The sequence below is a fragment of the Desulfobacter latus genome, from assembly GCF_013389365.1.
GTDB lineage: Bacteria > Desulfobacterota > Desulfobacteria > Desulfobacterales > Desulfobacteraceae > Desulfobacter > Desulfobacter latus.
The window spans coordinates 52,562-76,648 of record NZ_JACADJ010000002.1 but is presented as its reverse complement, the minus strand read 5'-3'; the positions used below and the strand labels follow the sequence as shown (position 1 = coordinate 76,648).

At 47.5% G+C, this 24,087-nt stretch carries 21 protein-coding genes and 1 pseudogene; 6 read left to right on the top strand and 16 right to left on the bottom strand.

Annotated features, from left to right (window positions below; translation table 11 throughout):
- Positions 1-12: 12 nt before the first annotated feature.
- From HXW94_RS00955 to lpxC, 9 genes are all read right to left on the bottom strand, one after another.
- Positions 13-1,326 carry a histone deacetylase family protein gene (locus HXW94_RS00955; RefSeq protein WP_178365018.1) on the bottom strand — a complete coding sequence of 438 codons (1,314 nt, stop codon included), beginning with the start codon at positions 1,324-1,326 and terminating at the stop codon, positions 13-15.
- A gap of 10 nt (positions 1,327-1,336) precedes the next feature.
- Positions 1,337-3,031 carry a hydantoinase/oxoprolinase family protein gene (locus tag HXW94_RS00950; protein ID WP_178365017.1) on the bottom strand — a complete coding sequence of 565 codons (1,695 nt, stop codon included), beginning with the start codon at positions 3,029-3,031 and terminating at the stop codon, positions 1,337-1,339.
- 93 nt (positions 3,032-3,124) lie between these two features.
- The gene (locus tag HXW94_RS00945; RefSeq protein WP_178365016.1) at positions 3,125-4,021 is read right to left on the bottom strand and encodes a selenium metabolism-associated LysR family transcriptional regulator; all 897 of its coding nucleotides are present in this window, start codon (positions 4,019-4,021) and stop codon (positions 3,125-3,127) included.
- 19 nt (positions 4,022-4,040) lie between these two features.
- Positions 4,041-4,583 carry a pantetheine-phosphate adenylyltransferase gene (gene coaD, locus HXW94_RS00940; protein WP_178365015.1) on the bottom strand — a complete coding sequence of 181 codons (543 nt, stop codon included), beginning with the start codon at positions 4,581-4,583 and terminating at the stop codon, positions 4,041-4,043.
- Positions 4,537-5,148 carry a 16S rRNA (guanine(966)-N(2))-methyltransferase RsmD gene (gene rsmD / locus HXW94_RS00935; protein ID WP_178365014.1) on the bottom strand — a complete coding sequence of 204 codons (612 nt, stop codon included), beginning with the start codon at positions 5,146-5,148 and terminating at the stop codon, positions 4,537-4,539. Before rsmD ends, coaD begins: the two co-directional genes overlap by 47 nt.
- Positions 5,148-6,506 carry a sigma-54-dependent transcriptional regulator gene (locus tag HXW94_RS00930; RefSeq protein ID WP_178365013.1) on the bottom strand — a complete coding sequence of 453 codons (1,359 nt, stop codon included), beginning with the start codon at positions 6,504-6,506 and terminating at the stop codon, positions 5,148-5,150. Before HXW94_RS00930 ends, rsmD begins: the two co-directional genes overlap by 1 nt.
- A gap of 33 nt (positions 6,507-6,539) precedes the next feature.
- Positions 6,540-8,762 (bottom strand): sensor histidine kinase, encoded by a 2,223-nt coding sequence (locus tag HXW94_RS00925; RefSeq protein WP_178365012.1) that lies wholly within the window; start codon positions 8,760-8,762, stop codon positions 6,540-6,542.
- A gap of 22 nt (positions 8,763-8,784) precedes the next feature.
- Positions 8,785-9,354 (bottom strand): DUF4390 domain-containing protein, encoded by a 570-nt coding sequence (locus HXW94_RS00920; RefSeq protein ID WP_343054519.1) that lies wholly within the window; start codon positions 9,352-9,354, stop codon positions 8,785-8,787.
- A 28-nt stretch (positions 9,355-9,382) separates the two neighbouring features.
- Positions 9,383-10,252, bottom strand: coding sequence for a UDP-3-O-acyl-N-acetylglucosamine deacetylase (lpxC, locus tag HXW94_RS00915; RefSeq protein WP_178365010.1), 870 nt, complete (start codon positions 10,250-10,252; stop codon positions 9,383-9,385).
- An 89-nt stretch (positions 10,253-10,341) separates the two neighbouring features.
- Between lpxC and HXW94_RS00910 the strand changes: the two genes are divergently transcribed.
- From HXW94_RS00910 to mtgA, 4 genes are all read left to right on the top strand, one after another.
- Positions 10,342-11,889 carry a YifB family Mg chelatase-like AAA ATPase gene (locus HXW94_RS00910; protein WP_178365009.1) on the top strand — a complete coding sequence of 516 codons (1,548 nt, stop codon included), beginning with the start codon at positions 10,342-10,344 and terminating at the stop codon, positions 11,887-11,889.
- Between the two features lie 287 nt (positions 11,890-12,176).
- Positions 12,177-13,883 (top strand): IS1634 family transposase, encoded by a 1,707-nt coding sequence (locus HXW94_RS00905; RefSeq protein ID WP_178365008.1) that lies wholly within the window; start codon positions 12,177-12,179, stop codon positions 13,881-13,883.
- A gap of 124 nt (positions 13,884-14,007) precedes the next feature.
- Positions 14,008-14,643 (top strand): flavodoxin family protein, encoded by a 636-nt coding sequence (locus HXW94_RS00900; RefSeq protein ID WP_178365007.1) that lies wholly within the window; start codon positions 14,008-14,010, stop codon positions 14,641-14,643.
- Between the two features lie 51 nt (positions 14,644-14,694).
- Complete coding sequence (gene mtgA / locus HXW94_RS00895) at positions 14,695-15,387, top strand: monofunctional biosynthetic peptidoglycan transglycosylase (protein ID WP_246293675.1); 693 nt, start codon at positions 14,695-14,697, stop codon at positions 15,385-15,387.
- Here the strand turns inward: mtgA and HXW94_RS20260 are convergent, their stop codons facing one another.
- From HXW94_RS20260 to HXW94_RS00860, 7 genes are all read right to left on the bottom strand, one after another.
- Positions 15,388-16,506: a peptidylprolyl isomerase gene (locus HXW94_RS20260; RefSeq protein WP_246293674.1), complete on the bottom strand. Its 1,119-nt coding sequence runs from the start codon at positions 16,504-16,506 to the stop codon at positions 15,388-15,390.
- 78 nt (positions 16,507-16,584) lie between these two features.
- Positions 16,585-17,877, bottom strand: coding sequence for an RNA-guided endonuclease IscB (gene iscB, locus HXW94_RS00885; protein ID WP_178365006.1), 1,293 nt, complete (start codon positions 17,875-17,877; stop codon positions 16,585-16,587).
- Between the two features lie 411 nt (positions 17,878-18,288).
- Positions 18,289-19,038, bottom strand: coding sequence for a ketopantoate reductase family protein (locus HXW94_RS00880; RefSeq protein ID WP_218576515.1), 750 nt, complete (start codon positions 19,036-19,038; stop codon positions 18,289-18,291).
- Positions 19,039-19,234: 196 nt separating this feature from the next.
- The gene (locus HXW94_RS00875) at positions 19,235-19,738 is read right to left on the bottom strand and encodes an RNA-dependent RNA polymerase family protein (RefSeq protein ID WP_246293673.1); all 504 of its coding nucleotides are present in this window, start codon (positions 19,736-19,738) and stop codon (positions 19,235-19,237) included.
- Positions 19,739-19,841: 103 nt separating this feature from the next.
- Entirely contained in the window at positions 19,842-20,081 is a 240-nt protein-coding gene (locus HXW94_RS00870) for a group II intron maturase-specific domain-containing protein (RefSeq protein WP_246293682.1), read from the bottom strand.
- On the bottom strand, positions 19,988-21,085 hold the full coding sequence (gene ltrA, locus HXW94_RS00865; protein ID WP_343054517.1) for a group II intron reverse transcriptase/maturase: 1,098 nt from the start codon (positions 21,083-21,085) through the stop codon (positions 19,988-19,990). The genes HXW94_RS00870 and ltrA overlap by 94 nt, the downstream gene beginning before the upstream one ends.
- Before the next feature lie 292 nt (positions 21,086-21,377).
- Positions 21,378-21,593, bottom strand: coding sequence for a reverse transcriptase domain-containing protein (locus tag HXW94_RS00860; RefSeq protein WP_343054516.1), 216 nt, complete (start codon positions 21,591-21,593; stop codon positions 21,378-21,380).
- Positions 21,594-22,947: 1,354 nt separating this feature from the next.
- Between HXW94_RS00860 and HXW94_RS00855 the strand changes: the two are divergent.
- A pseudogene (locus HXW94_RS00855) lies at positions 22,948-23,289 on the top strand (YihY/virulence factor BrkB family protein); the annotation flags it as partial.
- Positions 23,290-23,354: 65 nt separating this feature from the next.
- Positions 23,355-24,083 (top strand): ABC transporter ATP-binding protein, encoded by a 729-nt coding sequence (locus HXW94_RS00850; protein WP_178365004.1) that lies wholly within the window; start codon positions 23,355-23,357, stop codon positions 24,081-24,083.
- Positions 24,084-24,087 lie beyond the last annotated feature (4 nt).

The following is a 24,087-nucleotide window of genomic DNA, read 5'->3' as shown; positions in this document are numbered from 1 at the left end:
TACGAACAAAAGCTATTGCTTGACCTCGTATAAATCCTTTGTCCGATCCTGGAGATAGATGCGCTGGTATTTGGTGATATCAGCCTGATCATAAAATTCATAGCCCTGCTCCCGGCAGGCTTTGCAGGCATTGATGGGGATATGAACACCCAGAATATGATTCCCCGGCGTGGCCTTGGAATCCACTTCAAAACTGCCGCCGCAATCCCTGCATACCCGGATCTTTTCTTTCTGGCGGTCAAAAATATTGTCCGTGTCATAAAAAACTTCACGATGACGGGTTATAATCTGTCCGGGTTCACCGGCGGCTTCTCTCATTTCATACCGCTGACCCCAGTAGGTCATGATCTGGTCGCAGGTTCTTTTGATGTTATCCGTAATACTCTCCGACTGCTTGAGCCTTTCCGGATCATAATCGGGTTCAACGACACCGGAATAGTCAATACCTGCCATGGCAAGGATAATGCCCAGGTTAACATACGGCAGGGCACCTTCAATGGCATATCCCCCTTCAAGCACCGCAATGTCCGGATTAAGCATATCCGTCAAGCGGGCATACCCCTGGGCCGAAAAATTCATATTGGTCAAAGGGTCTGTGTAGTGGTTGTCCTGACCGGCGGAATTTACCACAAGATCCGGCTTAAATGCCGCGATTACGGGCAGCACACAATTTTCAATCACATAAAGATATCCTTCGGTGGACGTACCCGGAGGAAGCGGAATATTCAAATTGGACCCCTTGGCATTGGGACCGCCCAGATCCCTGGGAAAGCCTGTGCCCGGATACATGGTCCGTCCGTCCTGGTGCAGCGAGATAAAGAGTACATCCGGATCATGCCAGAAAATATCATCGGAGCCGTCCCCGTGGTGGCAGTCCGTATCAATGACGGCAATGCGTTTGACCCCAAACTGAGAACGAATATACTCCACCATTATCGCTTCAATATTGATATGACAGAACCCCCGGCCGCCGTGGGTCACCCGCATGGAATGATGTCCAGGCGGTCTGACCAGGGCAAAGCCGTTTTTTACCTCGTTCAGCATAACGGCATTGGCAATAGCCTTGGCGCCCCCCGCCGATATCAGATGGGATTCGGTTGTAACGGTCTGTTCATCAGGTACACAGAAATGGGCTCTTTGTACATCCTTGGGTGTTACAATTTCAGGCTTGTACTCTATAATTTCGGGGACATCAAAAACCCCTTCCTCGCGAACCTGGTCCTGGGTATACAAAAGCCGCTCTTCCCTTTCAGGATGGGTGGGGTCAATGGCCCAGTCAAATGCAGGAAAAAAGACCAGCCCGGTTTTATGAGGTGCGTTTAACATGGTATCCCCTTTAATTGTCTAACGCCTGCGGGTTAAGCATTGATTCATACCCATGTATCAGGCCGGGTTTAAGCTGAATTTTAGTCCGAAAAATTTTCCCTCTGGGAGAAAAGTTGCGCACAATGTTGAATTCCTGAAATTCCACCATTTCCACCTCGTTGAGGGTATCAGGCTCAGCACCGGCATTTTTCGCCTTGTCTTTAAGCAGGCGGTAAGCGATTTCCAGCAGATCATCTTTGGAAAAGGATTTGGAAACAGGCTCAGAAAAATCCTCTTCATGGGCGGTAACAATGCCCTGTTCCGTATCCGCATTCACCGTAACTTCACATGTGGTCCTGGCAAGGGCTGCGCCAATGGCGTTTGCCACGGAAGCATAGGGAACCGCAATGGTCTCAAGCTGATACATATCCTGGATTTTCTTGGCGAAAAATCTGGCCGGTCCGCCCATGAGAAGAATCGTGTCCGGACTGAACGTGTACCCTTCAAGAAAATCATGAACCGTATAAACCGGCTTGGCATTCAAAGTATCTATCATCTCAAAGGTTTTTTTCAAAATGATGTTACAACAAATTTTAAATATGTGTTCCGCAGCTTCTTTTTCCGCCATGCCCAGCTGATCTGCAATAAATTTTATACCCTGCCGGGCCCGGTCCTGGTCCCCCGCTTCCATGAGCCCTAAAACCACCAGGGCGTCCGTGGGCGTGGGGACGGATCCGCCAAAGGCCATGGCCGGCCCCACACGGTCCGGTCCCACAGTGAGTTTGCCTTCGTCATTGACCCTTAAAGCCGAGTCTCCGCCAATGCCTTTGGAAAGCGTTCGCAAAGACCGAATCAGACTTTTATACCCTCCGCGCTGGATGCCCACGGGCTCAAGCAATGGGGTTTTATTCACCAGAAATGCAATGTCCGTGGTGGTCCCGCCAATATCAAGGACCACGGCATCCTGGCCTTCCGGGGCATAGGGAATCGCGCCGATGATACTGGCTGCCGGCCCGGATAAAACCGTCTGGGCCGGAAAATCCATTGATGCCCCCAATGTCATGGTACCGCCGTCAGCCTTGAGGATCTGAATGGGTACGGTAAGCCCCATCTCCTCAAGGGATTGTTCGACGGCCTGGAAAAAGTCTTTATGCAGGGGGTATACAGCCGCGTTCATGTAAGTGGTGGCAATACGCCGGGGAAAATTCAAATTACCGGAAACATGGTGCCCCAAAAAAATCTGTTTAAACTGATCCTTTAATATCCGCTCGATCAAAATTTCATGGGAAGGATTTCTGACACAAAATTTACTGACAACCCCCACATATTCAATGCCCGCCTTTTTGAACGTTTCACCCACCGTCTGAATTTCAATCTCATTGACCGGCTCTATTTCCCGGCCACGGTGGTTGATGGAGCCGGCTACGGCATAATATTGATCCCCGGTCCTGAAATTTTCAGGATCAATGCCCGGCCCGGCCGAAACGATCATGCCCACCGGTGTCACGGTCTGCTGGATAATGGCATTGGTGGTCAGGGTGGTGGAGATAACAACCCGCTTAATGCGTCCCGGATCAACGCCTTCAAGAATCAAAGCAAAACCTGAAAGAACGCTTTTAAATAAATTGTCCGGCTGGGTGGGCACCTTTACATGTTTTTGGACACCTTTTTCGCTGAGAAAAACAACGTCTGTGTGTGTGCCTCCGACATCTAATCCTAAAATCATCGTGACTTCCTTGGCATAAAGATTTGCGCCGAAATATACGGTATAAAAAAAGCTTGTCAGAAATTGATTAGCTTGTCAATGAAGTTTTAGGCCTTAGACCAAAACCTGTTCCTTTAAGAAATGAATAAATTTTTCACATATCGGAGACCGGGTTCTCTTCCGGGACAGGGTCAGGTAAAAATGTCTGGACAGGTCAAGGTCTTTAACACTGAGGGCATGCAGACGTCCCCTGGCCAGTTCCTCTGCCACTGCGATGGTGGAAAGAATGGAGATCCCCACATTGTTGAGAATACCCTGAATGACTGAAACGGAATTGCCCATGGTCACTGCAGGCGCAAGCCGGGATGCGTCAATCCCGGCCTTTTCCATGCCGGAGATAACGGTTTTCCAGGTACCGGATCCTTGTTCTCTGGCAATAAATGGCTGGGACAACAATGCCTTGCAGGTCACACTGGTCCTGTCCGCCCATTCATGACCGGAAGGCACAACCAGTTTCATTTCATCTTCAATCAATTTTTCCTGGACAATGTCGGGATCACTGGTTTTTGCCCCCACGACCCCCAGTTCCAGTTCACCGTCTTTGACGGCCCGGGTGATCTGGCCTGTGTCGCCGACCGTCAGAAGAATGGATACATCCGGAAAATCGGCTTTAAATGCCCCCATCATCCTGGGAAGAATATATCCGGCGGGGATGGATGATCCGCCAATAATCAGCTGTCCTTTGGTATGCCCTAAAAAATCGAGCATGGCGGACTGGGTTTCCTGTTTCAGCGACAGCATCCGTTTGGCATAGCCATAGAGGACCGCACCGGCCCGGGTCGGCTCGGTCACCTTGCCCAGCCGGTCCAGCAGACGGCATTGAAAATGTGCCTCCAGCTCCTTGATATGGGTGGAGACTGTGGGCTGGGACAAATGAATCTGTTCTGACGCCCTGGAAAAACTTTTCTGCTCAACCACGGAAACAAAAATATGAAGCTGCCACAAGTCCACGTTGATATATCCTCAATACTTATTCAGCGTTAACGCCTGGACGCCCTGTTTGGGCAAGTTTCTCTTTCACCCTGCGTTCCACGGGTTTGGGCACCATATCGGAAATGTCGCCGCCATACCGGGCGACCTCCTTAATGATGGATGATGAGGTAAAAATCCAACGCGATCCTGTCATAAGAAAGACCGACTGGACCTCCCTATTGAGTTTTCTGTTCATCAGCGCCATCTGAAATTCACTTTCAAAATCAGACAATGCCCGCATTCCCCGGATAATGGCCACGGCGTTCTTTATTCGGGCATATTCAACAAGAAGCCCATCAAAGGTCTCCACCTCAATCCTTGCGGGATCCAGCTCTACCAATGGGTCTTCAAAACATTCTTTGATGATGGAGATCCGCTCCTCGGGGGAGAACAACGGGCTTCTTTTAGACGCATTGTACAGCACGCCCACGGCCACATGGTCAAAAATTTCCTGGGCGCGTCTGATCACATCAAGATGTCCGTTTGTTAAGGGGTCAAAGGAACCGGGGTAAATGGCAATTGTCCGTTTTCGGGTACTCATACGCATCCTTGTTGTCTTTAGCGGATTTCCGCAAAAATGTAAGCGTTGTCCTTGAGTATTTTTTTTCCCGGTATTTGTCAAGGCTGTTTACGGGATAGCTAACGCTTTCTTTGGCGGACTGTTCCACAATGATAATTGCCCCGGGGGCCAGAAGTTCAGAAAACCCCGTTTTTCCAAGCACCTGCCCGGGATACCCTTTGTTATAAGGGGGATCCATAAAAACCAGGTCAAAGGGGGGATGGCATACCGGTAAAGACGCTTTGACCAGGTCATGGCAAATAATCCGGGCATGTTCCGTCATGCGGCATATTTCAATATTGCGTTTGATCACATTGCAGGAAGATTGAGCCGCATCCACAAACACGGCCGATTGTGCGCCACGGCTCAACGCTTCAAGCCCTAAGGCCCCGGTACCGGCAAACAGGTCAAGCACCCTTTTTTTTCGGATACCGGGGCCAAGGATATTAAATACAGCTTCTCTGACCCGGTCCGAGGTGGGACGGATATCCTTCCCCTGGATCTGAACCAGTTTTCTGCCCCGGCAGGTGCCACTGATAATACGCATCAGCTTTTAGATATTCTTTTTTTGATAAAGTTCAGGCTTGTTCCCATCTGTTTGGCGGCAGCCTGGAGATCCCCGTTCATCCGGTCCACCCTGAAATGGATAAATTCCATTTCAAAGGCGGCTTTTGCCTGGTCCAATTTTTCCATGGTAAAAAGCCGGGTGTGCCCGTCATCGATTTCAGGCAGATTGTCAATCTCAGGGTTGTAAGGTGCGGGGATATCATTTTTTCCGATAACGTCGTTTTCCACCATAATGGATAGGCGCTCCATCAAATTTTTAAGTTCCCTGACATTTCCCTTCCAATGCCATTGCGTTAAAAGCTTAAGCGCTTCTTCGGACAGCGTTTTTTTAGGTGCAGACGATTTTTCAGCCAGTTGACTTAAGAAAAAGTCCACCAGTATGGGGATGTCATCGCGCCGTTCCCTTAAGGGCGGCACATGGATTGGTATGACATTGAGCCTGAAAAACAGGTCTTCCCGGAACCGGCCTTCTTTAATTTCGGCGTCAAGATCTTTGTTGGATGATGTGATCACACGCACATTCATGTGCAGGGTGCGACTGGCACCAATGCGCTGGAAGGTTTTGGATTCCAGGGCCCGCAGCATTTTGGCCTGGGTACTGATACTCATATCCCCTATTTCATCCAGAAACAGGGTGCCGCCGGCAGCCAATTCAAATTTGCCTCTGTTTTTTGCTGTGGCCCCTTCAAAAGCCCCTTTCTCATGGCCGAACAGTTCGGATTCCAGATGATCTTCGGGTATGGCGGCACAGTTGATAATGATGAAAGGGCCTTCCGGACGTCGACTGAACTGGTGAATGGTTCGGGCGACCATCTCCTTGCCTGTGCCGTTTTCACCTGTAATCAAAATGGAGGATTCTGTTGGCGCTGCCGTCATAATTTCGCCGTAAAGTTTCCGGACTGCCGGGCTTGTGCCGGTGATGGAATTTTTTTTAATGGCTTTCTTGCGAAGGTATCGGTTCTCTTCCTCAAGCTTTCTGAAATTCAACGCATTGTTGATGGTAAGTATAACCTTGTCAATGGATAAAGGTTTTTCCAGAAAATCAAAAGCGCCGGATTTAGTGGCTTCCACAGCGGATTCAATGGAACCGTGGCCTGTAATCATGACCACCGGCAGACTGGGGTGATGCTGTTTGATTTCTTTAAGGGTGTCAATGCCGTCCATGCCCGGCATCCAGATGTCCAGCAGCACAATGTCCGGGGAATGGGAATCAATTTTTTTCAGGGCTTCATATCCATTGAATGCATGAATGACTTCGAATCCGTCATCGGAAAGAATCCCTTCCAGTGAATCAATAATGGTCGCCTCGTCATCAACAATCAGGACTGCCGGGTACATAGTCAACGCTCCTTTCTATATATCGTGTTTGCATCAGGACTCCTCAGCAGGCAGTTCAATGATAAACTTGGCGCCCTCGGGCTGGTTATCCTGAACCCGTATCACGCCGTTATGATCTGAAATAATAGAGTTTACAATGGCAAGCCCAAGTCCCATGCCCGTTTTCTTGGTGGAAAAATAGGGCTCGAACAGCTTGGTTTTTTCCTTATCTGAAATCCCCTTTCCATTGTCTGCTATTTCAATGCGTACAATTTTAAGAATAGGGTCATAGGAAAGGTCAATCACAATGGTGCCTTTTTTGTTTACAGCGTAAACCGCATTGTCAATCAGGTTGATAAAAGCCTGCTTCATGTGCTGATGATCCAATTTCAAGGTCGGAATGTTATCCTTGAACCGGGTCTGGATGTCCACCTGTTCCAATCCTTCCTTATACAGGGCAACGGTTTCAAGAATGATATTTTCAATGCGGGCCGAAGCAAAGTTGGTATCTGGAAATTTGGCAAAGGTGGAAAACTGATTGACCAGGTTCCGGATCAGATCAACATGCTCTACAATGGTGTCGGCACATCGGGTGAAAACGTCATCATCAATAGTTTTGCCGTATTTGCGTTTCAGGCGCTGGGCAGACAACTTAATGGGGGTTAACGGATTTTTCACTTCATGGGCAATGCGGCGAGCCACCTCCCGCCAGGCCACTAAACGCTGGGCTTTTTCAAGTTCCGTGACATCATCAAACACCAGTACAGCCCCCAGATTTTGGTCGGTATCGTCCTTGAGCGCGGTATAGTTCAATGAGAAATGTTTGGGCTCACCGGCTACGGAGACAGAAACAGGAATCTTGAAATGGGTGCCCCCCTGTTCTACCTGTTCAGATATTTTGTTGGCCAGAGCCAGGTATTCTTCCATCAGAACGTTTTTAAAATTTCTATTAAGAATATCATGGCTGTTAACATCCAGCATGGACTCGGCAGCTTTGTTTATGGTGGTGATGGTTCCCTCATTGTCCATGGAGACAACACCGGCGGAAATGTTTTTTAAGACGATCTCAATGTACTGGCGGCTTTTTTTCAGCTCTACATTCTGCTGTTTAAGCATACTTTCGGACAGGGCGATCTGCCGGCGACCGTCGGCCAACTGGCGGGTCATGGAATTAAAACTTTGAATCAGGGTGCCGATTTCATCATCGGTCTTGAAATCAATCTGATATTCCAGGTCACCGTCAATGATCCGCTGGGTGCCTTCGGCAAATTTCATAATGGGAATAGTGATGGATTTGGCAATCTGGAATCCAAACCACACCGCACAGAACACAACAAGGAGTGCCACAATGGACAACGCAATGTAGTAGGAAATCTGAGCGGGTTTCTTTGTCAATTTGAGCTGGTGATACTCCTCCACACCTTTAAGAATGAATCTTAAATTTTCAGACAGGTCCGGGGCCGTCAGGGTGGTGATTACAATAAATCCGGCAGCCTTGTTCGGCGCCAGGTCAAAAGGGATGGTGCATACGGTGCGTAAAAATTCACCCTGGTCAATGGTCTGATAAACGGTATGGCGCGTACTGCCGGCCGGGATGCCCCTTAACTCCGTGGTGGTCAGCAGCCCAAAGTGCATGCTTTCCAGCTCGCTGGCTAAAGAGAGACTCACCCGCTGGGCATCCGGGGTGTAGACTTCTACGGCATGACGGTTAAAAGCCCGCTGGATCACCTGGGTATACCGGGAGAGTTTCTCCTGATTTTCGGGCTTGAGCAAATCCCGGGAATGAATCTGAAACGCCCCCCTTTTAGCAAAAAAGACATTTTTTTCCTCAATATAATCATACAAGGTCTGTCCGACAGCCAGGGAGGCGTCCAGGGTTTGCTCCACAGGGGCATTGAACCAGAAGGCAATCGAGGTGGATATAAACTGGATGGAAAAAAAAAAGAGTACGCTGGTGGGTAAAAGGGCCAGTACAACAAAAGCAACCGTCAGGCGGGTTTTTATCTTGGAACCCAGGATCTTATTTTTTCTCTCATAGTAGAGCTTGGCAAGATTCCTGAAAACAAGCAGTAGAAGGGTAAGCAGCAATAACAGATTGATGTTTATCAAAATGAACATCAGCACGGTGGACGACAGTGACAGTCCCGTGTCAAAGGGCATAACACGGATTTCGATCACCGTCAGGACACCAATGACCAGCGCAAGGCATAAGATGATAACGCCTTCTCTTTTTCGGCCGGACCTTTTTTGTTCTGTCTCCTCGAATTTCTGGGTCATAGCAGCCTTTGCCTGTCAGGTGTTAATAGGTGAAATTAATCACATACCAGTCCGTTTCAAAATCCCAGTAAGAAACAAAGAAAAATACATAATGCAACGACAGGGGCAACGTGACTTTTTCAAGTTCAGCCTTGATCCGAATCCGGTACTTATCCCCTTTTACCAGCCGGCCAAGGGGTACCACCTTCAGGTTATCGATTTGGGTCATCCAGATCTTTGCCTCATCAAAGGATTTTGTAATTAACGGCGGGGCATCCTTCCATTCACAGACAACCGTGTATTCTTCTTTCATGGAATTGTATTTTATTGTTGCACGGGTTTTAATATCGATGATTTTTTTGTCAAACAGACTGCTTGAGGTTTTGTACAAGGTGATATAGAACGTAAACGACGTGGAAATGCCATTCTCAATGGCCTGGATATTTTTTTCATTAAACGCATTTTCCACCTTAAAATAAGCAAACAGATCGTCCCGCGTGTTGGCCAGTTTGATATGGGAAAGCACAGCTTTATCTCGGGCAAACGCGCCTCCTGGAAAAACAAAAATAAAGCTGGTAATAAAAAAAACAATTGCAAATAAAAATCTTGTCACCACACCTGTCATTATCATTGGGGGTTGATCAGCACTTTGCCGGACCGGTTTCCCAGGCCTGCTTTTCATCAAGGAATTTTTTTATAAACAAATGGTTCAGGTGATGCCCGGATTTATGGGTAATAATATGCCCCTGGATGGGCATTCCCAGAAGGGAAAAATCCCCAAGACAGTCCAGCAGCTTGTGCCGGACAAATTCATCCGGATACCGCAGCCCCCCTTTATTTAAAATTTTATCATTATCAATGACAATGGCATTGTCAAGGCTTCCGCCTTTGCCAAGGCTGAATTTTTTCAACAGCTCAAGATCTTTTACAAAACCAAAGGTCCGGGCACCGCAGATCTTTTGCTCAAAATTATTTTCCGCCTTGTCATAGACAATTTTCTGCAGGCCGATCAGCGGATGATTAAAATCAATGGTACAGGAAATTCTGAAACAGGATTCAGGTTCCACCCGGACCCATTTATCTGCTTGCCTGATTTCTATGGGTTCATTTACGATAAAAAGGTGTTTGGGTCTATCCTGCGCCACCAGGCCCACGTTGGTTATCGCCCGGGTAAATTCCCTGGCGGAACCGTCCATGATGGGGATCTCATAATCGTCAACCTCCACCAGGGCATTGTCAATACCAAGGCCTGCAAAACTTGCCATCAAATGCTCAATGGTCGAAACAATGGCCCCCTTGTCTCCGATCACCGTGGCAAGACTGGTATCCACTACCTGTTTAAAAAGAGCCGGGATATCAGGGGTTCCGGGAAGATCAAGACGCCGGAATTTAATCCCGTGGTTTTCCTTGGCCGGACGGATGGTCAGGCTTGTCTTTTTACCCGAATGGACGCCCGTTCCCGAAAGGCTCACCTTTCCGGCGATGGTTTGCTGATTATAAAAATTGTTCATTATCCCGTTCCAAAGTGTTTCGAATACGATAAAACGTGGTATATATAGCTGATTTGAAAATACAAAGCAAAACAAATGAGAAAAATATTATGATAGCAAAAATGAAATCCTGTGCAGTAAACGGGTTTGAGGCCATTATTGTGGATGTTGAAGTAGACATCACACTGGGATTGCCGGTATTCAACATGGTGGGACTGGCTGAGACCGCGGTCCGGGAAAGCCGGGACAGGGTCCGGTCTGCCCTGCAGAATGCCGGCTACACCTTCCCCATGGACAGAGTGGTGGTGAACCTGGCGCCTGCGGATTTCAAAAAAGAGGGGACAGGTCTGGACCTTCCCGTGGCGTTGGGAATTCTTTGTGCCCAGGGTTTATTCCAGGCATCTTCAGCTGCATCCTGGCTGTTTGCCGGGGAGTTGTCCCTGGACGGGTACCTGCGGCCGGTCAAGGCAACACTGCCTTTTGCCCTGGCCGCCCGGGATCATGGATTCAAGGGCATTATCCTGCCCAAAGAGAACGGTGCCCAAGCAGCGCTTGTTAAAGATATTGACGTTCTGGCCCCGGATCATCTAACCCAGGTGGTAGATTTTCTGGCAGGAAAGGCAAACCTTGCGCCCCTGGAGCCGGATCTGTCCTTGCTTCTGGAGAGCGATGGTGCGGATCAGGAAAATGATTTCTCGCATGTCCGGGGTCAGACCCATGTCAAACGGGCCATGGAAGTGGCGGCAGCAGGCCATCATCATATCCTGCTCAACGGTCCGGCAGGATCCGGAAAAAGCCTGATGGCAAAATGCCTGCCGGGAATCATGCCGGAACCCTCCTTTGAAGAGGCCATGGAAATCGCCAAAGTCTATTCGGTGGCCGGGGTGTCCCGGGAACCGGGGCAACCTTTGGGCGCAAGGCCTTTCAGGTCCCCCCACCATTCCATTTCCGATGCCGGTCTTGTGGGCGGCGGCACCGTGCCGAAACCCGGGGAAATTACGCTGTCCCATAACGGTGTACTGTTTCTGGATGAGTTACCTGAATTCCGGCGCAGTGTGCTGGAGGTGCTGCGCCAACCCATAGAGGAGGGTGTCATCACCCTGGCCCGGGCCAATGCCAAGGCCACTTATCCATGCCGCTTTATGCTGGCAGGTGCCATGAATCCCTGTCCCTGCGGCAATCTCACCAATCCGGACAGGGAATGCACCTGCACCCCGGCAAAAATTGAGCAGTACAAAAACAAAATCTCAGGTCCGCTCATGGACAGGATGGACATCCTTGTGGAGGTTCCCCGATTGTCCTTTAATGAAATGACCGCAGACGGAGACCGGGAGTCCTCCAAAGCCATCCGTAAACGGGTGGAAAAGGCCCGGGACATCCAGGCCCGCCGATTTAAAAAAGTCGGGACAATATGTTTTTCCAATGCTGACATGGGCCCAAGGCTGTTGCAGCGATTCTGTCCCCTGAATGCCCAAAGCCGCCAAGTGGTTGAACAGGCCATGAAACAGTTTAACCTTTCCGGCCGGGCCTATGCCTCCATATTAAAACTTGCCAGAACCATCGCGGATCTGGCAGACGCACCCGATATACTTAAACCTCATGTGCTTGAGGCGGTTCAGTACAAACGCCTGGATCAGGCCCGGGATGACTTTAGTTAATCATCTATATTGATAGCGCCCCAGCCGCCCAAGGCGGCACCAAACCTATAAGTAACTAAAACAGTAGGATACCGTTTTAGTTACTTAGCCCGAGTTTACGAGTTATGAGCTACCTTTTGAAATAAAAACTGTAATTTCAAATAATTAAAAAATATTTTTGTACCCCCTAACTTTAAATTAATTAAAACCATTATCCCTATTGACTGTGAGTGCGCAAATGTGTTATTTGTACCCCCTGAAATATCAAAGTACACCTTTTTTAAGGGGCTATTGAGGACAATATTAACATGGCGTATATAACTCGTAAACAAATTAAGGGGACCACTTACTATTATGCTGAAGAGAGCGAACGGATTAACGGAAAGACGCGGCGAAAGTGGCAAAAATATTTAGGCCCTTTGCACAAGATAATGGCTGCAATGGACGGTCTTCCATCCAATCCACAATATGCAGAAATATTTGAACTTGGCTGTCCGGCAGCATATTTGAAGATCGTTCAAGAATTCAAGATGATCAAAATTCTTGACGACATCTTTCATAAACGCAGCCAGGGGTTGTCTACCGGTTTTTATTTAGGATTGGCCGCAATTAACAGAGGAATCCAATCTGTCAGCAAGCGCTCTATGTGGGATTGGTATAAAAATACCATTTTATTAAGATCCTTTCCGGAAGTGGATAAAAAATCATTGAGTTCTCAACGTTTCTGGGACAACATGTCAACCATTAGTGAAAATAAGATCAAGCGGGCATGGATGAACCTTATTAACTCCGTCTTGGAGCAGGAAAAGATTGACCTCTCCAGTGTTTCCTATGACGGTACCAATTTTTATTCTTTCATACACTCTTTCAATACGCGTTGTTCTTTGGCTCAGAGAGGGAAAAATAAACAGGGTCGAGGTGATCTGAAACAAATCAATTATGCCTTATTTTGTACTCGCCAAGAGCATTTTCCGCTTTACTTTGATGTATACGAAGGAAATCGTCATGATTCCAAAGCATTTGAAGGTGTTATAGATAATTTTTTTAACGCTTTTTCAAACAGGGTTTTCAGTGAAAAAGGGATGACAATTGTTTTTGACAAAGGGAATAACTCTGATACAAATTTTAAAAGGTTCATAACGGACTCAGGATTCCACTTTGTCGGCTCAGTGAAACTGGATGACCATAAAGAATTGGCTATGATTTCTAATGATGATGACTCCCTTAAGCCATTGTCCCATCCTCGTTTAGATCAAGTAAAAGCGTTTCGGACACAAAAAAAGATGTACGGCAAAACCCTTACGGTGATCGTTACTTTTAACAACTCTCTATACTCATCTCAACTTCAATCAATTAATAATGAAGTCAACAAATGTGTTGAAAAATTAAGCCTACTCTCCTTAAAATTAGAGAATCGCATTGCAGGAATAGTCACAAAAGGGAGAAAGCCCACAAAAGACTCCGTAAGAAAACAAATTGCATCAATTCGCTCCGGTCAGCATATGAAAAAGTTAATTTCAGTTGATCTTACCGAATGTAATGGAATTCCACGAATCAGTTACCACCTGGATAATGCTGTTTTTGCTGAACTGTGTGATACATATCTTGGTAAGAACATTATAATCACTGACAATGCGCATTGGGCAACTGAAGAAATTATTGTATCATATCGCAGCCAATACATAGTTGAAGATATTTTTAAACAGATGAAGGATAGAAAAACAGGGAGCTGGTGGCCAATGTTCCACTGGACCGACCAAATGATAAGAGTCCATGGTTTGTATTGTTCTATAACCTTGCTGATTCGGGCTTTAATGATGAAAAGAATTCAAAATGCCGGAATCTCAATGTCCATTAATAAAACTCAAGAAAAGCTCTCAGAAATCCGGGAAGTCATAAATGTATTCCCTCAAAAAAGAAAAAAGAAGATATCCCAATCTGTAGTTTCTAAAATGGATGAAACCCAGAAACGACTATTTGAAATTTTTGAAATGGAAAGTTTTTTATCAAATTAGGGAGGACGCACACCGTCTAATTTTTTTTATAAAATCAAATAGTTGAAGTTTGGATTCTTAATAACTCGTAAACTCGGGTTAGAAGATGAGATGGTATGAACAAAACACAAAAAGGAGAATACGTATGAAAGTTGTTGGATTTAACGGCAGCCCCAATAAAAAGGGAAATACCGCCTGTTCACTGAACATCGTTTTTGAGGAACTGGAACATGCCGGGATTGAAACGGAGATGATCCATGTCGGCAAAAAAAAGATACAGGGATGCACGGCCTGTCTCGGCTGTGTAAAAAACCAGAATGAAGCATGTACCCTTGATGACGATCCGGTTAATGAATGGATTCAGAAGATAAAGGCGGCCGACGGCATTCTGCTTGGCTCTCCTGTTCATTTTTCCGGTGTTGCCGGAACGATGAAATCCTTCCTTGACAGAGCATTTTTCGTTGCTTCGGTTAACGGTGGTCTGTTCCGAAACAAGGTCGGCGCCGCTGTTGCCGCTGTCCGTCGATCAGGCGGAATTTCAACAGTTGACGCCCTTAATCATTATCTCAATTACTCGGAAATGGTCATGCCCGCTTCAAACTACTGGCATGTGGCCCACGGTCTTGCCCCGGGGGAAATGAAACAGGATGGGGAAGGCAAACAAATCATGGCGGTTTTAGGTAAAAATATGGCATGGCTCATGAAAATTATTGAACATGGAAAACAACAATTTCCCGCGCCTGAACCGGTTGCCAAAATCATGACCAATTTTATCAGGTAATTTGAATTGAGTGTAACGGGGTTGATCATAAGATGAGCCACTGAGGATTGGATGAAAAAAAAATTAATGACCTGGATAAAAAGAGTTATTGCCGGACTGGTTATCTTCGTGGTGGCAGCCACCTTTCTCCAGGTCGTTGTTTTCAAGTTTTTCAATCCGCCCTTCACGGTAAACATGGTCTATGAAAAGGCTGTTGCCGCTCACAAAAAAATGGTGTTTAAGCCCAGGTCCTATGAATGGAAAGATATCGCGCAGATATCCGTGTATCTGCAGCAGGCCGTGCTGGCCTCCGAAGACCAGCGCTTCATGCGCCACCATGGATTTGATTTCAGAGAAATAAAACTTGCCCTGCTGGACATCATTAACCACAAAGGATTCCGGGGGGCATCCACCATCACCATGCAGACGGCCCGCTCCCTTTTTCTACCCTCAAGCCGTACATTTGCCAGAAAAATTGCCGAAGCCTGGTACACGGTTATAATTGAATTGATCTGGGACAAAAAAAGGATTATGGAAATGTATCTGAATACCGTGGACTGGGGAAGGGCCAATGTAGGTGCCCAGGCCGCAGCCCGGGCTTATTTCTCCTGTGATGCCAACGCATTAACGGCACAACAGGCAGCGCTTCTGGCCGCCATATTGCCAAGTCCCCACAAATGGTCTGCGGTCACCCCCGGCCCCCATGTCCTGCAACGCCAAAGGCGTATCTTGGGACAAATGCAGAACATGCCTGTACTCCAATAATTACTCTTTGAAATCCACCAACTCGACATCAAAGATGAGTGTGGACTTAGGCGGGATCGCACCGGGATATCCCCGCTCCCCATATGCCAGGGGATAAGGAATCAGCAGTTGCCGGGCCTCACCTTTTTTCATGCCTTCGATTCCGATATCCCAGCCTTTGATCACCTGACCCTTGCCAAGGACGAACTCAATGGGTTTGCCCCGGTCCCTGGAGGAATCAAACTTTTTGCCGTTGGTGAACAACCCGGTATAATGCACCTGCACTGCGGCCCCGGAGGTAACGGCAGGGCCGGTGCCGTCCTGCACCGGTACATACATCAGACCGGATTCGGTTTCCACGGCATCGGGATATTTTTCATGCATCTGTTTTTTAAACGCTTCCAGATCGACGGCTCTCCTGTTTGTGATAGTGGCTTTCCTGTTTGCAATAATGGCATCAAAACCAGCCTGGTCTGTCCTGAAAGCCTTTGCCTCGCCACCGATTGCCAGAATCTCAACGGTTTTAATTTTATCCCCTTTTTCAATGGCATTGACCACCCCCATGCCCTTGACCACCTTGCCGAACACCGTGTGTTTGCCGTCCAGCCAGGGTGTGGCTTTGTGGGTAATGAAAAATTGGCTGCCATTGGTGCCGGGGCCGGCATTGGCCATGGACAAAATTCCGGGACCGTCATGTTTTAATTCTGGGCTGAATTCGTCCTGGAACCGGTATCCCGGACCGCCCCGGCCCGTGCCTTCAGGGTCCCCGCCCTGGATCATAAAATCAGGGATCACCCGGTGGAATGTCAGTCCATCGTAAAACTTTTCGCCTTTTTTTACATTCGTATCCATTTTACCCAGGGTAAGTCCGGCAAAATTGGTCACAGTCAACGGGGTTTGTTTGTAATAAAGCTGTAGAAGAATAATCCCTTTGTCTGTATTCATTTTTGCATACAGCCCGTCTGAAAGATCCGCATCGCCCTGGGCCATGGCACCGGAAGGGATCATGGTCAAAGAAAAAAGAACCCCCCAGACCAGGATGGATCTTAATACTTTAGAACAAAAATGATTGCACAAACAAAAAAAGCGTTTCCGGCTTAGCCGGGCTGTTTCATTATCATATTTCATAAAATGCGGCAAGGAAACCCCTGAGTCTTTAGCTCAGGGGAGGAATTGCCGCCCTCCTTATAATTAAGATATTAGCCCAGGCACCGGACCTTAGCACGTCGTATTGTAAGAATAGCCGTCAGATGCGTGAAGCAGCCTGCAATATTTCCAGCTAATGCCCTGTACTGTTTTGTCCACTGTTTTAATGTTAAACGAACCGCTTTTTCTGACAGCGACACGCCCGGTGTACGTTCCAACCTTTTTGCCGGAAGTGACAACCGCCTTGACGATGTCGCCCGTCTGAAATCCTTTGACTTTTTTCTCAGTTGACTTTGCTGTTGTCCGGGGGAATCCGAATTTGTTCATTCTGCACATCTGCCTTGAACCATGACCGTCTGCCTTTACAATCAACACGGCCTTATCGATCTGAAACATCTTTTCAGGTGTGCTTTTCCCAACACAGGCGGCATCGAGCCAATGCGTTTTGTGAAGTCCCCTGGTCGTCCGGTTGAATTTTGTCAGACCGCCGGAGCCTGTTTCAACCGGCAGTCCGGTTTTTTTCAAGGTACGGAACAAGTCCCATCGGGTCGTGTTGACGGCACCCGCATCCTTGAGCGGCACTTTGGACTGCTTTTGAATTCGTTTCAACAGTCGCGGTTTCCTTGAAAGGAACTGTTCTATGGGCTTGTTCCCCTTCTTCCTGTTGCACGCTGTACAGGCCAGTGTCAGATTGCTGACTCTGTTGGAACCGCCTTTCGATTTCGGCACGATATGTTCAATCTCCAATGGGATATCTGTTTTTCCGCAATAGGCACACCTTCTGTCCCATTTTTCCAGAAGGTATTCCCGTACCTCATACCCCATGAGTTCCCCCTGCTGATACGCGACACCGGATATTTCGGGATTCTGTATTTTCTGCATGTCAAACCGAACCAACTCCATTGAAATTGCCTGAATATTGCAAAACCGGCACAACCGGTTGACCCAGGTTTCGATATTGTGAACCCGGCTTTTTAATGAAGGCGGCAGCCATCCTTCCGCCCTGATCCGGTTATCAAAGCGCGGCTTCCGGTATCGCGTTTTCCGGTTTCTCCGGGATCTTCTGATGGCTCGTCTTGATTCCAGATTATTTTTGATCTGTTGGCCTCGATGTCTCAGTTCCATGGCAAAAACAATCTCTCCGGTATCGTCGTTAATCACGGCAATTCCGGTCTCTCTACTGCCCGGATCAATCTTGATCCGCAATGGGTTTGATGCCACGTCCAAGACGTTCTCTTTCAAAATGATCGTGAAGGGGAACTGTCTGAAAACTGAGGCTTTTCCTTCTGTCAAAAGCAGTCTTGCCTTTGCCGGATGCACCGGATTCTGCGGCTTTTTGTTTGTATCCAGAACAAATACACTCAATTTTAAAATCCTCTTGTTTCCAAGGTAATGTTTGCCGCGTCAATGTTATGACCGGGTTTGGCGCAAGCAGCACCGGCTTAACCCCTTAAACCTGTTTAACCACTTACCGTAGAACCTGGAGCTGGCGAGCACCCCAGGGTACCTGTTTCCGATCTAACGTAGTGCTCGAAGCACTTAGACTGGTCAACTTTGGGGCTTTTTCAAGCCCCTCGGTCTTTAGCCGAGGGGTAGTTGACCTGATGTATCCTGAATTTAATTTTTTATGTTGCCGGGCAACTGGAACAATTGAAATTTTCGGTCCTGATTCCCGGTACCTGAATCCAATTTCGGATCGGATATTAACATGTTTTTTCCAAAATACAAACGCCTTGGATATAGAAACAGCAATTCTAAAATTATCGGGATATATTATTATTGGTTGGACTCCATAACCCGGATCAAATTTAAAAAAGTGCTGTTCACAGGTGTGGGGATTGCGTCCTCTTTGCCCATAACCTCAACAGCACCTCCAAAAATTTCCACTTCTGTTTTTCTTTTGGCCTCCATATCCTGGAGCATGGATGTTTTTCCGTCCGGGGATAAGGTATTGAGCATCTCCATCCACTGGTCAATATCTGACGACTGAAGATTGATGCCCCTGTGCCGGGCCAGGGCCATTTTTATCCGTTCCAATCGATCGATGTCATCTGCATTGGAAAGCGCCGGATCATTACCAAATATAATTTTGCCTGGATTGGCAAAGGTAAAACAATTATTTTGATGCACCGCATCAATACCGACGGCAATGGCAGGAACAATCTTTTCGTGGCCGCAGACATGACCAATCAATTTTTCACTTTCAAGCCCGTTCATCACGGAAAGAATCAGTGTGTCCGGCCCTGTCAGTGCGTTGATATCTTTGAGTGCCGGTTCTGTCAGATGGTGGTGTTTCAGGGTGACCAGTACCAGATCAAAGGGACGGTCCACCCGGTCGGGATGCACCACTGAAATCTTGTAATCGCTGCCGTTAACGTTGATGATCGCACCATCAAGCCGAGCAAAGCGATCCCCCCGGGCTGCAAAAAAAACACGCATATCTGAATTGTCTGTAAATAAACCGGCATATGCCGCGCCCATGGCACCGGCCCCGAAAATGGCGATTCTGTCTATGGATTTCAACATTTTTTCCTGACGTCTTTTAGGGTTATTAATGTTTCGTTTTACTTCCGGGTAGAAGCATCGGTTACCCGATGCCTCCCCCACAGATCCGTACGTGCGGAACTCCCGCATACGGTTCCTCAGCTTCAGCTCTTTTTACCGAGCTGAAGATCAAACGGGTTTCCCCGTTTGACGCATAACTGTGCTATCCTATCGACACTCAGAAACTATGGATTATTTTTGGCTTGGGTAGTGGATATTTTGCAGCCAGCTCTTGAAATTTCACTTTTCCTTTGTGACATCTTCTGCTCAGCCAAAATCTCCAGGCCTTTGTAACATAGTAATGTGCTTTTGAAAGCGCTTTATAGTTACAAATCACTCCAAAGTATTGATAATACCCTCTGAGTTTACTGCACAGAGAATCATGCTGTTCCTGTATAGGTTTATGCCTGTTAACTTTGCACCACTCCCATACTCTTTTATTGAATCGGCTGAGCCTTTTCTGAACTGTCTTTTTCTTAATCACCCAGTAGTTCTGTCGTGATTTGCCCCAGTAAAAGGTAAACCCAAGAAAATCAAATGTCCCAGGCTTGTTTCCCTTACAGCTTTTAGTTGTTGGTCGACCGAAACGTATCAGTTTAGTCTTATCCGGATGTAATTCAAGGCTAAAACGGTTGAACCGCTTTCTCATTACCGTCATGGCTTTAACTGCATCTGATTCCAACTCAAAACCGGCTATAAGTCGAGTAGCCCGAGGGAACCGCCCCCTCAGGCCCTCACAGAACCGGACGTGAACGTCTCCGCTCATCCGGCTCCTATTGACCAGCCTATGCATAGAGTAGTCTCCAATGGGCAAACAAATTTGGCTGTCTTCGTGCAATACGAGCCAGCCATTGACTTGCCCTTCGTCGATGTCCTCTAAAACGTTTGTATTTCCTCGTTGCCCAAATCACCAACCGATGATCGAGGCACCTTAAGGCCGGGTAGAGTGCAGATTTATAAAACCTGCCATAGTAGTTAATCCAGCCTTGAATGACAGGATTGAACATATGGGATAAATCTTCCAGGCTCTTGTCACTGCGCCTGGGCCAATTCCACTTTCGTGAGGTTTGCCGAATTGCTTTTGCTGCTTTATTGCTGATAGCAGGAGAAAAATTAATGAAGAATTTTCGGCATCCTTCATAAGTACTTTACACTTTCTGACGCAAGCTCCGTTTTCCAGGGGCTTCATCCAAAAAGTGTAAACTACTTTTATGGGGATATGAAGGATGCCGAATTTTCCCCATCGATTCTTTGATTTCCGAGTACGAAATGTATAACCCAGAAAATCAAAACTTGTCAGGGCATAATCCTTTTGCCGGTCTGTATCCTTGCAGTAGACTATTTTCGTCTTCTCCGGATGTAATTCCAGTCCCACATTCTCCATTCGCTCATTCAGCTTTCTAAACAAATATTCAGCCTGGGCAAGGCTTTTACAGTGGCACACTGCATCATCCGCATAACGCTCAAACGGTATGGTCGGGCACTGCCTTTCCATCCAGTTGTCGAATGCATAATGCAAGAAGAGATTGGCCAGCAAGGGACTGATAACTCCTCCTTGCGGGGTTCCCTTCTTTGGATAGAATAGTGTGTGGTCTGTCATCATCACAGGGGCTTTCAGCCACCGTTCTATATACAGAAGCACCCATTTGTCATCCGTGTGATGCCGAACTGCTTTCATCAAAAGATCATGGTCAATATTATCGAAAAATCCTTTAATATCAAGATCCAATACCCAGTCATATTTCCAGCAATTCTCCCGGGCTTTCCCAACTGCATCCAACGCAGATTTCTCTGGTCGATAGCCATACGAATCCGGATGAAAATGTTTTTCCAATTCCGGCTCCAATTGCTGTTTGACTATCTGCTGAGCGATTCTGTCCGACACGGTCGGTATTCCCAACGGTCTCATACGACCGTCTCCCTTGGGTATTTCCACCCTCATTACCGGAGGAGGGAAATAACTGCCGGAGGACATCCGATTCCAGAGTTTGTAAAGATTGTCCTTTACAAAAGCCTGTCCCAAGTTCACGCCACCTTTATGCCGGAGGCCGCACGGCCAGTAAACAGGTAACCGCCGAACTTATCCCGGGTTAACGACTCCCCCCCGGTTTTGACCTCATCCATACGCTTTCGACACTTCAATAGTGATTCACTTGCGTTCGTCTCCTTGGGACCTACCTGACAGAATCTTGTTCTGCCTTTTCCGTAACGCTCACCACCCCGGCTCTTAACCGGCGCAGCTTACGGTAGTTTGAAGCCTCCACCTGCATGGCGGCTTCGAGGGGCCTTCCCTCATCTTTTGTGCAGCATGGCTGCACTGTTCATTGCAACAGTGTCTGCCTTCGTGGCACACAGTCATCAGCAAACCTAATGATAAAACTTCGACCTTTCATTCTTGGCTGGACTTCCTTAACAAACCAGTCGTCCAGCACGTTATGGAGAAAGATGTTGCTCAGTACCGGAGATATGACACCTCCTTGTGGCGTGCCGGATTCTGAATGGTAGTATTTTTCCTCTTCCATTACACCTGCCTTCAACCACTTTCCCAATAACCGGATGATTCCACCATCATTGACCCGTTGCTTTATGAATTCCCTTAAATGTCCGTGGTCAATCCATGTCTGCTATACGGTGCTGGTTGTTGTGAGTGGTCTGTTCCACACTTTTACGGTTCTGTTCTGATGTGGTTTGTGACCTCTGTGTGTCTTCCATAGTTCTTCACCTTAAAACGTTATGCCCGGTTTCACCTTCCCTACAGTGGGTCGCTTGGACATCACTTCCCCACCTTACCAATCAACGGATTTCCGTTGATTACCGGTACTATGTTCCACTAAGACTGCCTAAAGTCCATCTCAGGTTTGTTTGCTATTCGCTCTCCTCGCCTGATACCTTGTGTGTTCCCCTTATTTGTAGCTCCAGAATACATTCCAAAGATGCATTCCAGACTTGCTCAGGAGAGGAGAACGATCGTCCTGAACACCGGGAATTTTTGGTACGGATTTCCTGGAACCGTCACTAATACAAGGAAACTTTGGGCTCTCTCAAGTTTCCGAGTTACCCCTTTGAATACATGCCCTGGTCTCAGACTACGGTGGTGTCCTCTATTCTGGCCTGAACGTATAGAGAACTGCTGCCTTCCGTTTTATCGAGAACGTCGGCTTTCATCACCACGCTTGGTGGAAATTTATCCAATGACCACAATAATACTTTTTTCGGAGCTCAATACAGGGCCTGCATCCTCACTCATGCCCGGCTTAGGATTCCCGTCACCGGGTTTACCCTCGGGCTTTGCTACTGAACTGCTGGCTGGGCTTTATTCAGATGGGACTCTCACCCATTGGGTAACAATAGCAAATTTCCTGGCTTTCCTTTTACCTCCTTTCCCAATGCTTCGGGCTTACTTGACGCAACGATTATCAAGTTTTTGTTAATTCTGACCATGGGCCTAAGGAGAAAAAATATCAAAAGCGTGCTGAACAGATACCGGCAATTCGGATATGATATTTTCCGGATTTCGTTCAAGGAATTTGTCCGGGACCGGTGCAGCCTGCAGGCATCTGCCTTAACCCTGTATCGTGAAGTTCCATATAAAATATAACATAAAATAGTTGACAATAGAGTAAAACACGCCTATTACACCGATAATGCGAATGTTAATGCCGGCAAAAACATAGCCAAACGTTTTGGAAATGTTGAGCTAAAGGACTTAACAGATTTTCGCAAAATGAAACCGGTTTTGTTTTAAGCGGTTTCCGGATGCTCGTAGTGCATCCGACAGGTTAGAACTGAGCTATACGCTTCGAGAGATAGGTGGTTCGCCGCTGACAGTCAATCAACCTGTTTAAGACCAATATCTATATTTCTCTATGGAGTTGGTAACTATTTACCTTTTTTTATATGTTCATTCCCAATAAAAATGTAAATGTCCGGGCCGCTCTGGCCGGAGGTGTCATTGCCGGCACCATTTTTCAGCTGGGCCAGATAGCCTATCTGCAATTTCAGGTGGGGGTTTCCACCTATAATGCCATTTACGGCAGTTTTGCAGCCATACCGTTGTTTTTGTTGTGGCTGAATGCGTCCTGGACCATTGTGCTGTTCGGCGCTGAAATCTCCTTTGTCTGGGAACATTTTGATGTGCTTCAGACAGATGACCCGGAATATGCGCACATCAGTGTGCGGGTGAAAAAATTGATCTTCCTCAGGATAATGGTTGACATTCTGCTTCAGGCATAGATGGGCGTGGTCTTTTTAAGCCATTTCGCAGGCTGTTTGGCAGATCCACTGAATAAGGTGATACTATGCCGGATGAATCCCCAAAAAAAACTTTTCCCGCATTCTCTATCAAGGGGCTGACAAAAGTGTACGGCGAGGGGCCGGCGGCTGTGCATGCCCTGCGCGGGGTTGATCTCGAAATACCGGCAGGGGAACTTGTTGTGCTGCTTGGCCCCTCGGGAAGCGGTAAATCTACCCTTTTGAATATCATTGGCGGCCTGGACAGGGGAACCAAAGGCGCTGTGTTCTTTCAGGATCAGGACATGAGTGCTATGACCGATAGAGCTTTGACAAGATACCGCCGGGATTATGTGGGTTTTGTCTTTCAGTTTTACAATCTGATGCCAAGTCTTACGGCCTATGAAAACGTGGCGCTTGTGACCGAGATTGCCCGTTCCCCCATGGACCCGAATGACGCACTTGGGCTGGTGGGCCTTGGTAACCGGGCAGATCATTTTCCATCCCAGCTTTCCGGCGGAGAACAGCAGCGTGTGGCCATTGCCCGGGCCGTGGCAAAAAAGCCCACGGTCCTGTTCTGCGATGAGCCAACCGGTGCCCTTGACAGCGCCACCGGCCGCTCTGTATTAAAAGTGTTAAAGAATATCAACGAAGAACTGAAAACAACCGTGCTGATTGTGACCCATGCTGCAGCGACTGCGGACATGGCAGACCGGGTAATTCATTTCGCCGATGGTGGTATTCGAGAGGTCGTGGAAAACAAAACAAAACGCAACCCGGAAGATATTCAATGGTGACCCA

Coding starts and splice junctions, on each gene's coding strand:
- HXW94_RS00905 (WP_178365008.1), top strand. CDS start 12,177: ATGGCGTATATAACTCGTAAACAAATTAAGGGGACCACTTACTATTAT.
- HXW94_RS00910 (WP_178365009.1), top strand. CDS start 10,342: ATGATAGCAAAAATGAAATCCTGTGCAGTAAACGGGTTTGAGGCCATT.
- mtgA (WP_246293675.1), top strand. CDS start 14,695: ATGAAAAAAAAATTAATGACCTGGATAAAAAGAGTTATTGCCGGACTG.
- HXW94_RS00880 (WP_218576515.1), bottom strand. CDS start 19,038: ATGTTGAAATCCATAGACAGAATCGCCATTTTCGGGGCCGGTGCCATG.
- rsmD (WP_178365014.1), bottom strand. CDS start 5,148: ATGCGTATTATCAGTGGCACCTGCCGGGGCAGAAAACTGGTTCAGATC.
- coaD (WP_178365015.1), bottom strand. CDS start 4,583: ATGAGTACCCGAAAACGGACAATTGCCATTTACCCCGGTTCCTTTGAC.
- HXW94_RS00930 (WP_178365013.1), bottom strand. CDS start 6,506: ATGTACCCGGCAGTCCTGATTGTTGATGACGAGGCGACCATTATTGAT.
- HXW94_RS00925 (WP_178365012.1), bottom strand. CDS start 8,762: ATGACCCAGAAATTCGAGGAGACAGAACAAAAAAGGTCCGGCCGAAAA.
- HXW94_RS00955 (WP_178365018.1), bottom strand. CDS start 1,326: ATGTTAAACGCACCTCATAAAACCGGGCTGGTCTTTTTTCCTGCATTT.
- HXW94_RS00900 (WP_178365007.1), top strand. CDS start 14,008: ATGAAAGTTGTTGGATTTAACGGCAGCCCCAATAAAAAGGGAAATACC.
- HXW94_RS00850 (WP_178365004.1), top strand. CDS start 23,355: ATGCCGGATGAATCCCCAAAAAAAACTTTTCCCGCATTCTCTATCAAG.
- HXW94_RS00950 (WP_178365017.1), bottom strand. CDS start 3,031: ATGATTTTAGGATTAGATGTCGGAGGCACACACACAGACGTTGTTTTT.
- lpxC (WP_178365010.1), bottom strand. CDS start 10,252: ATGAACAATTTTTATAATCAGCAAACCATCGCCGGAAAGGTGAGCCTT.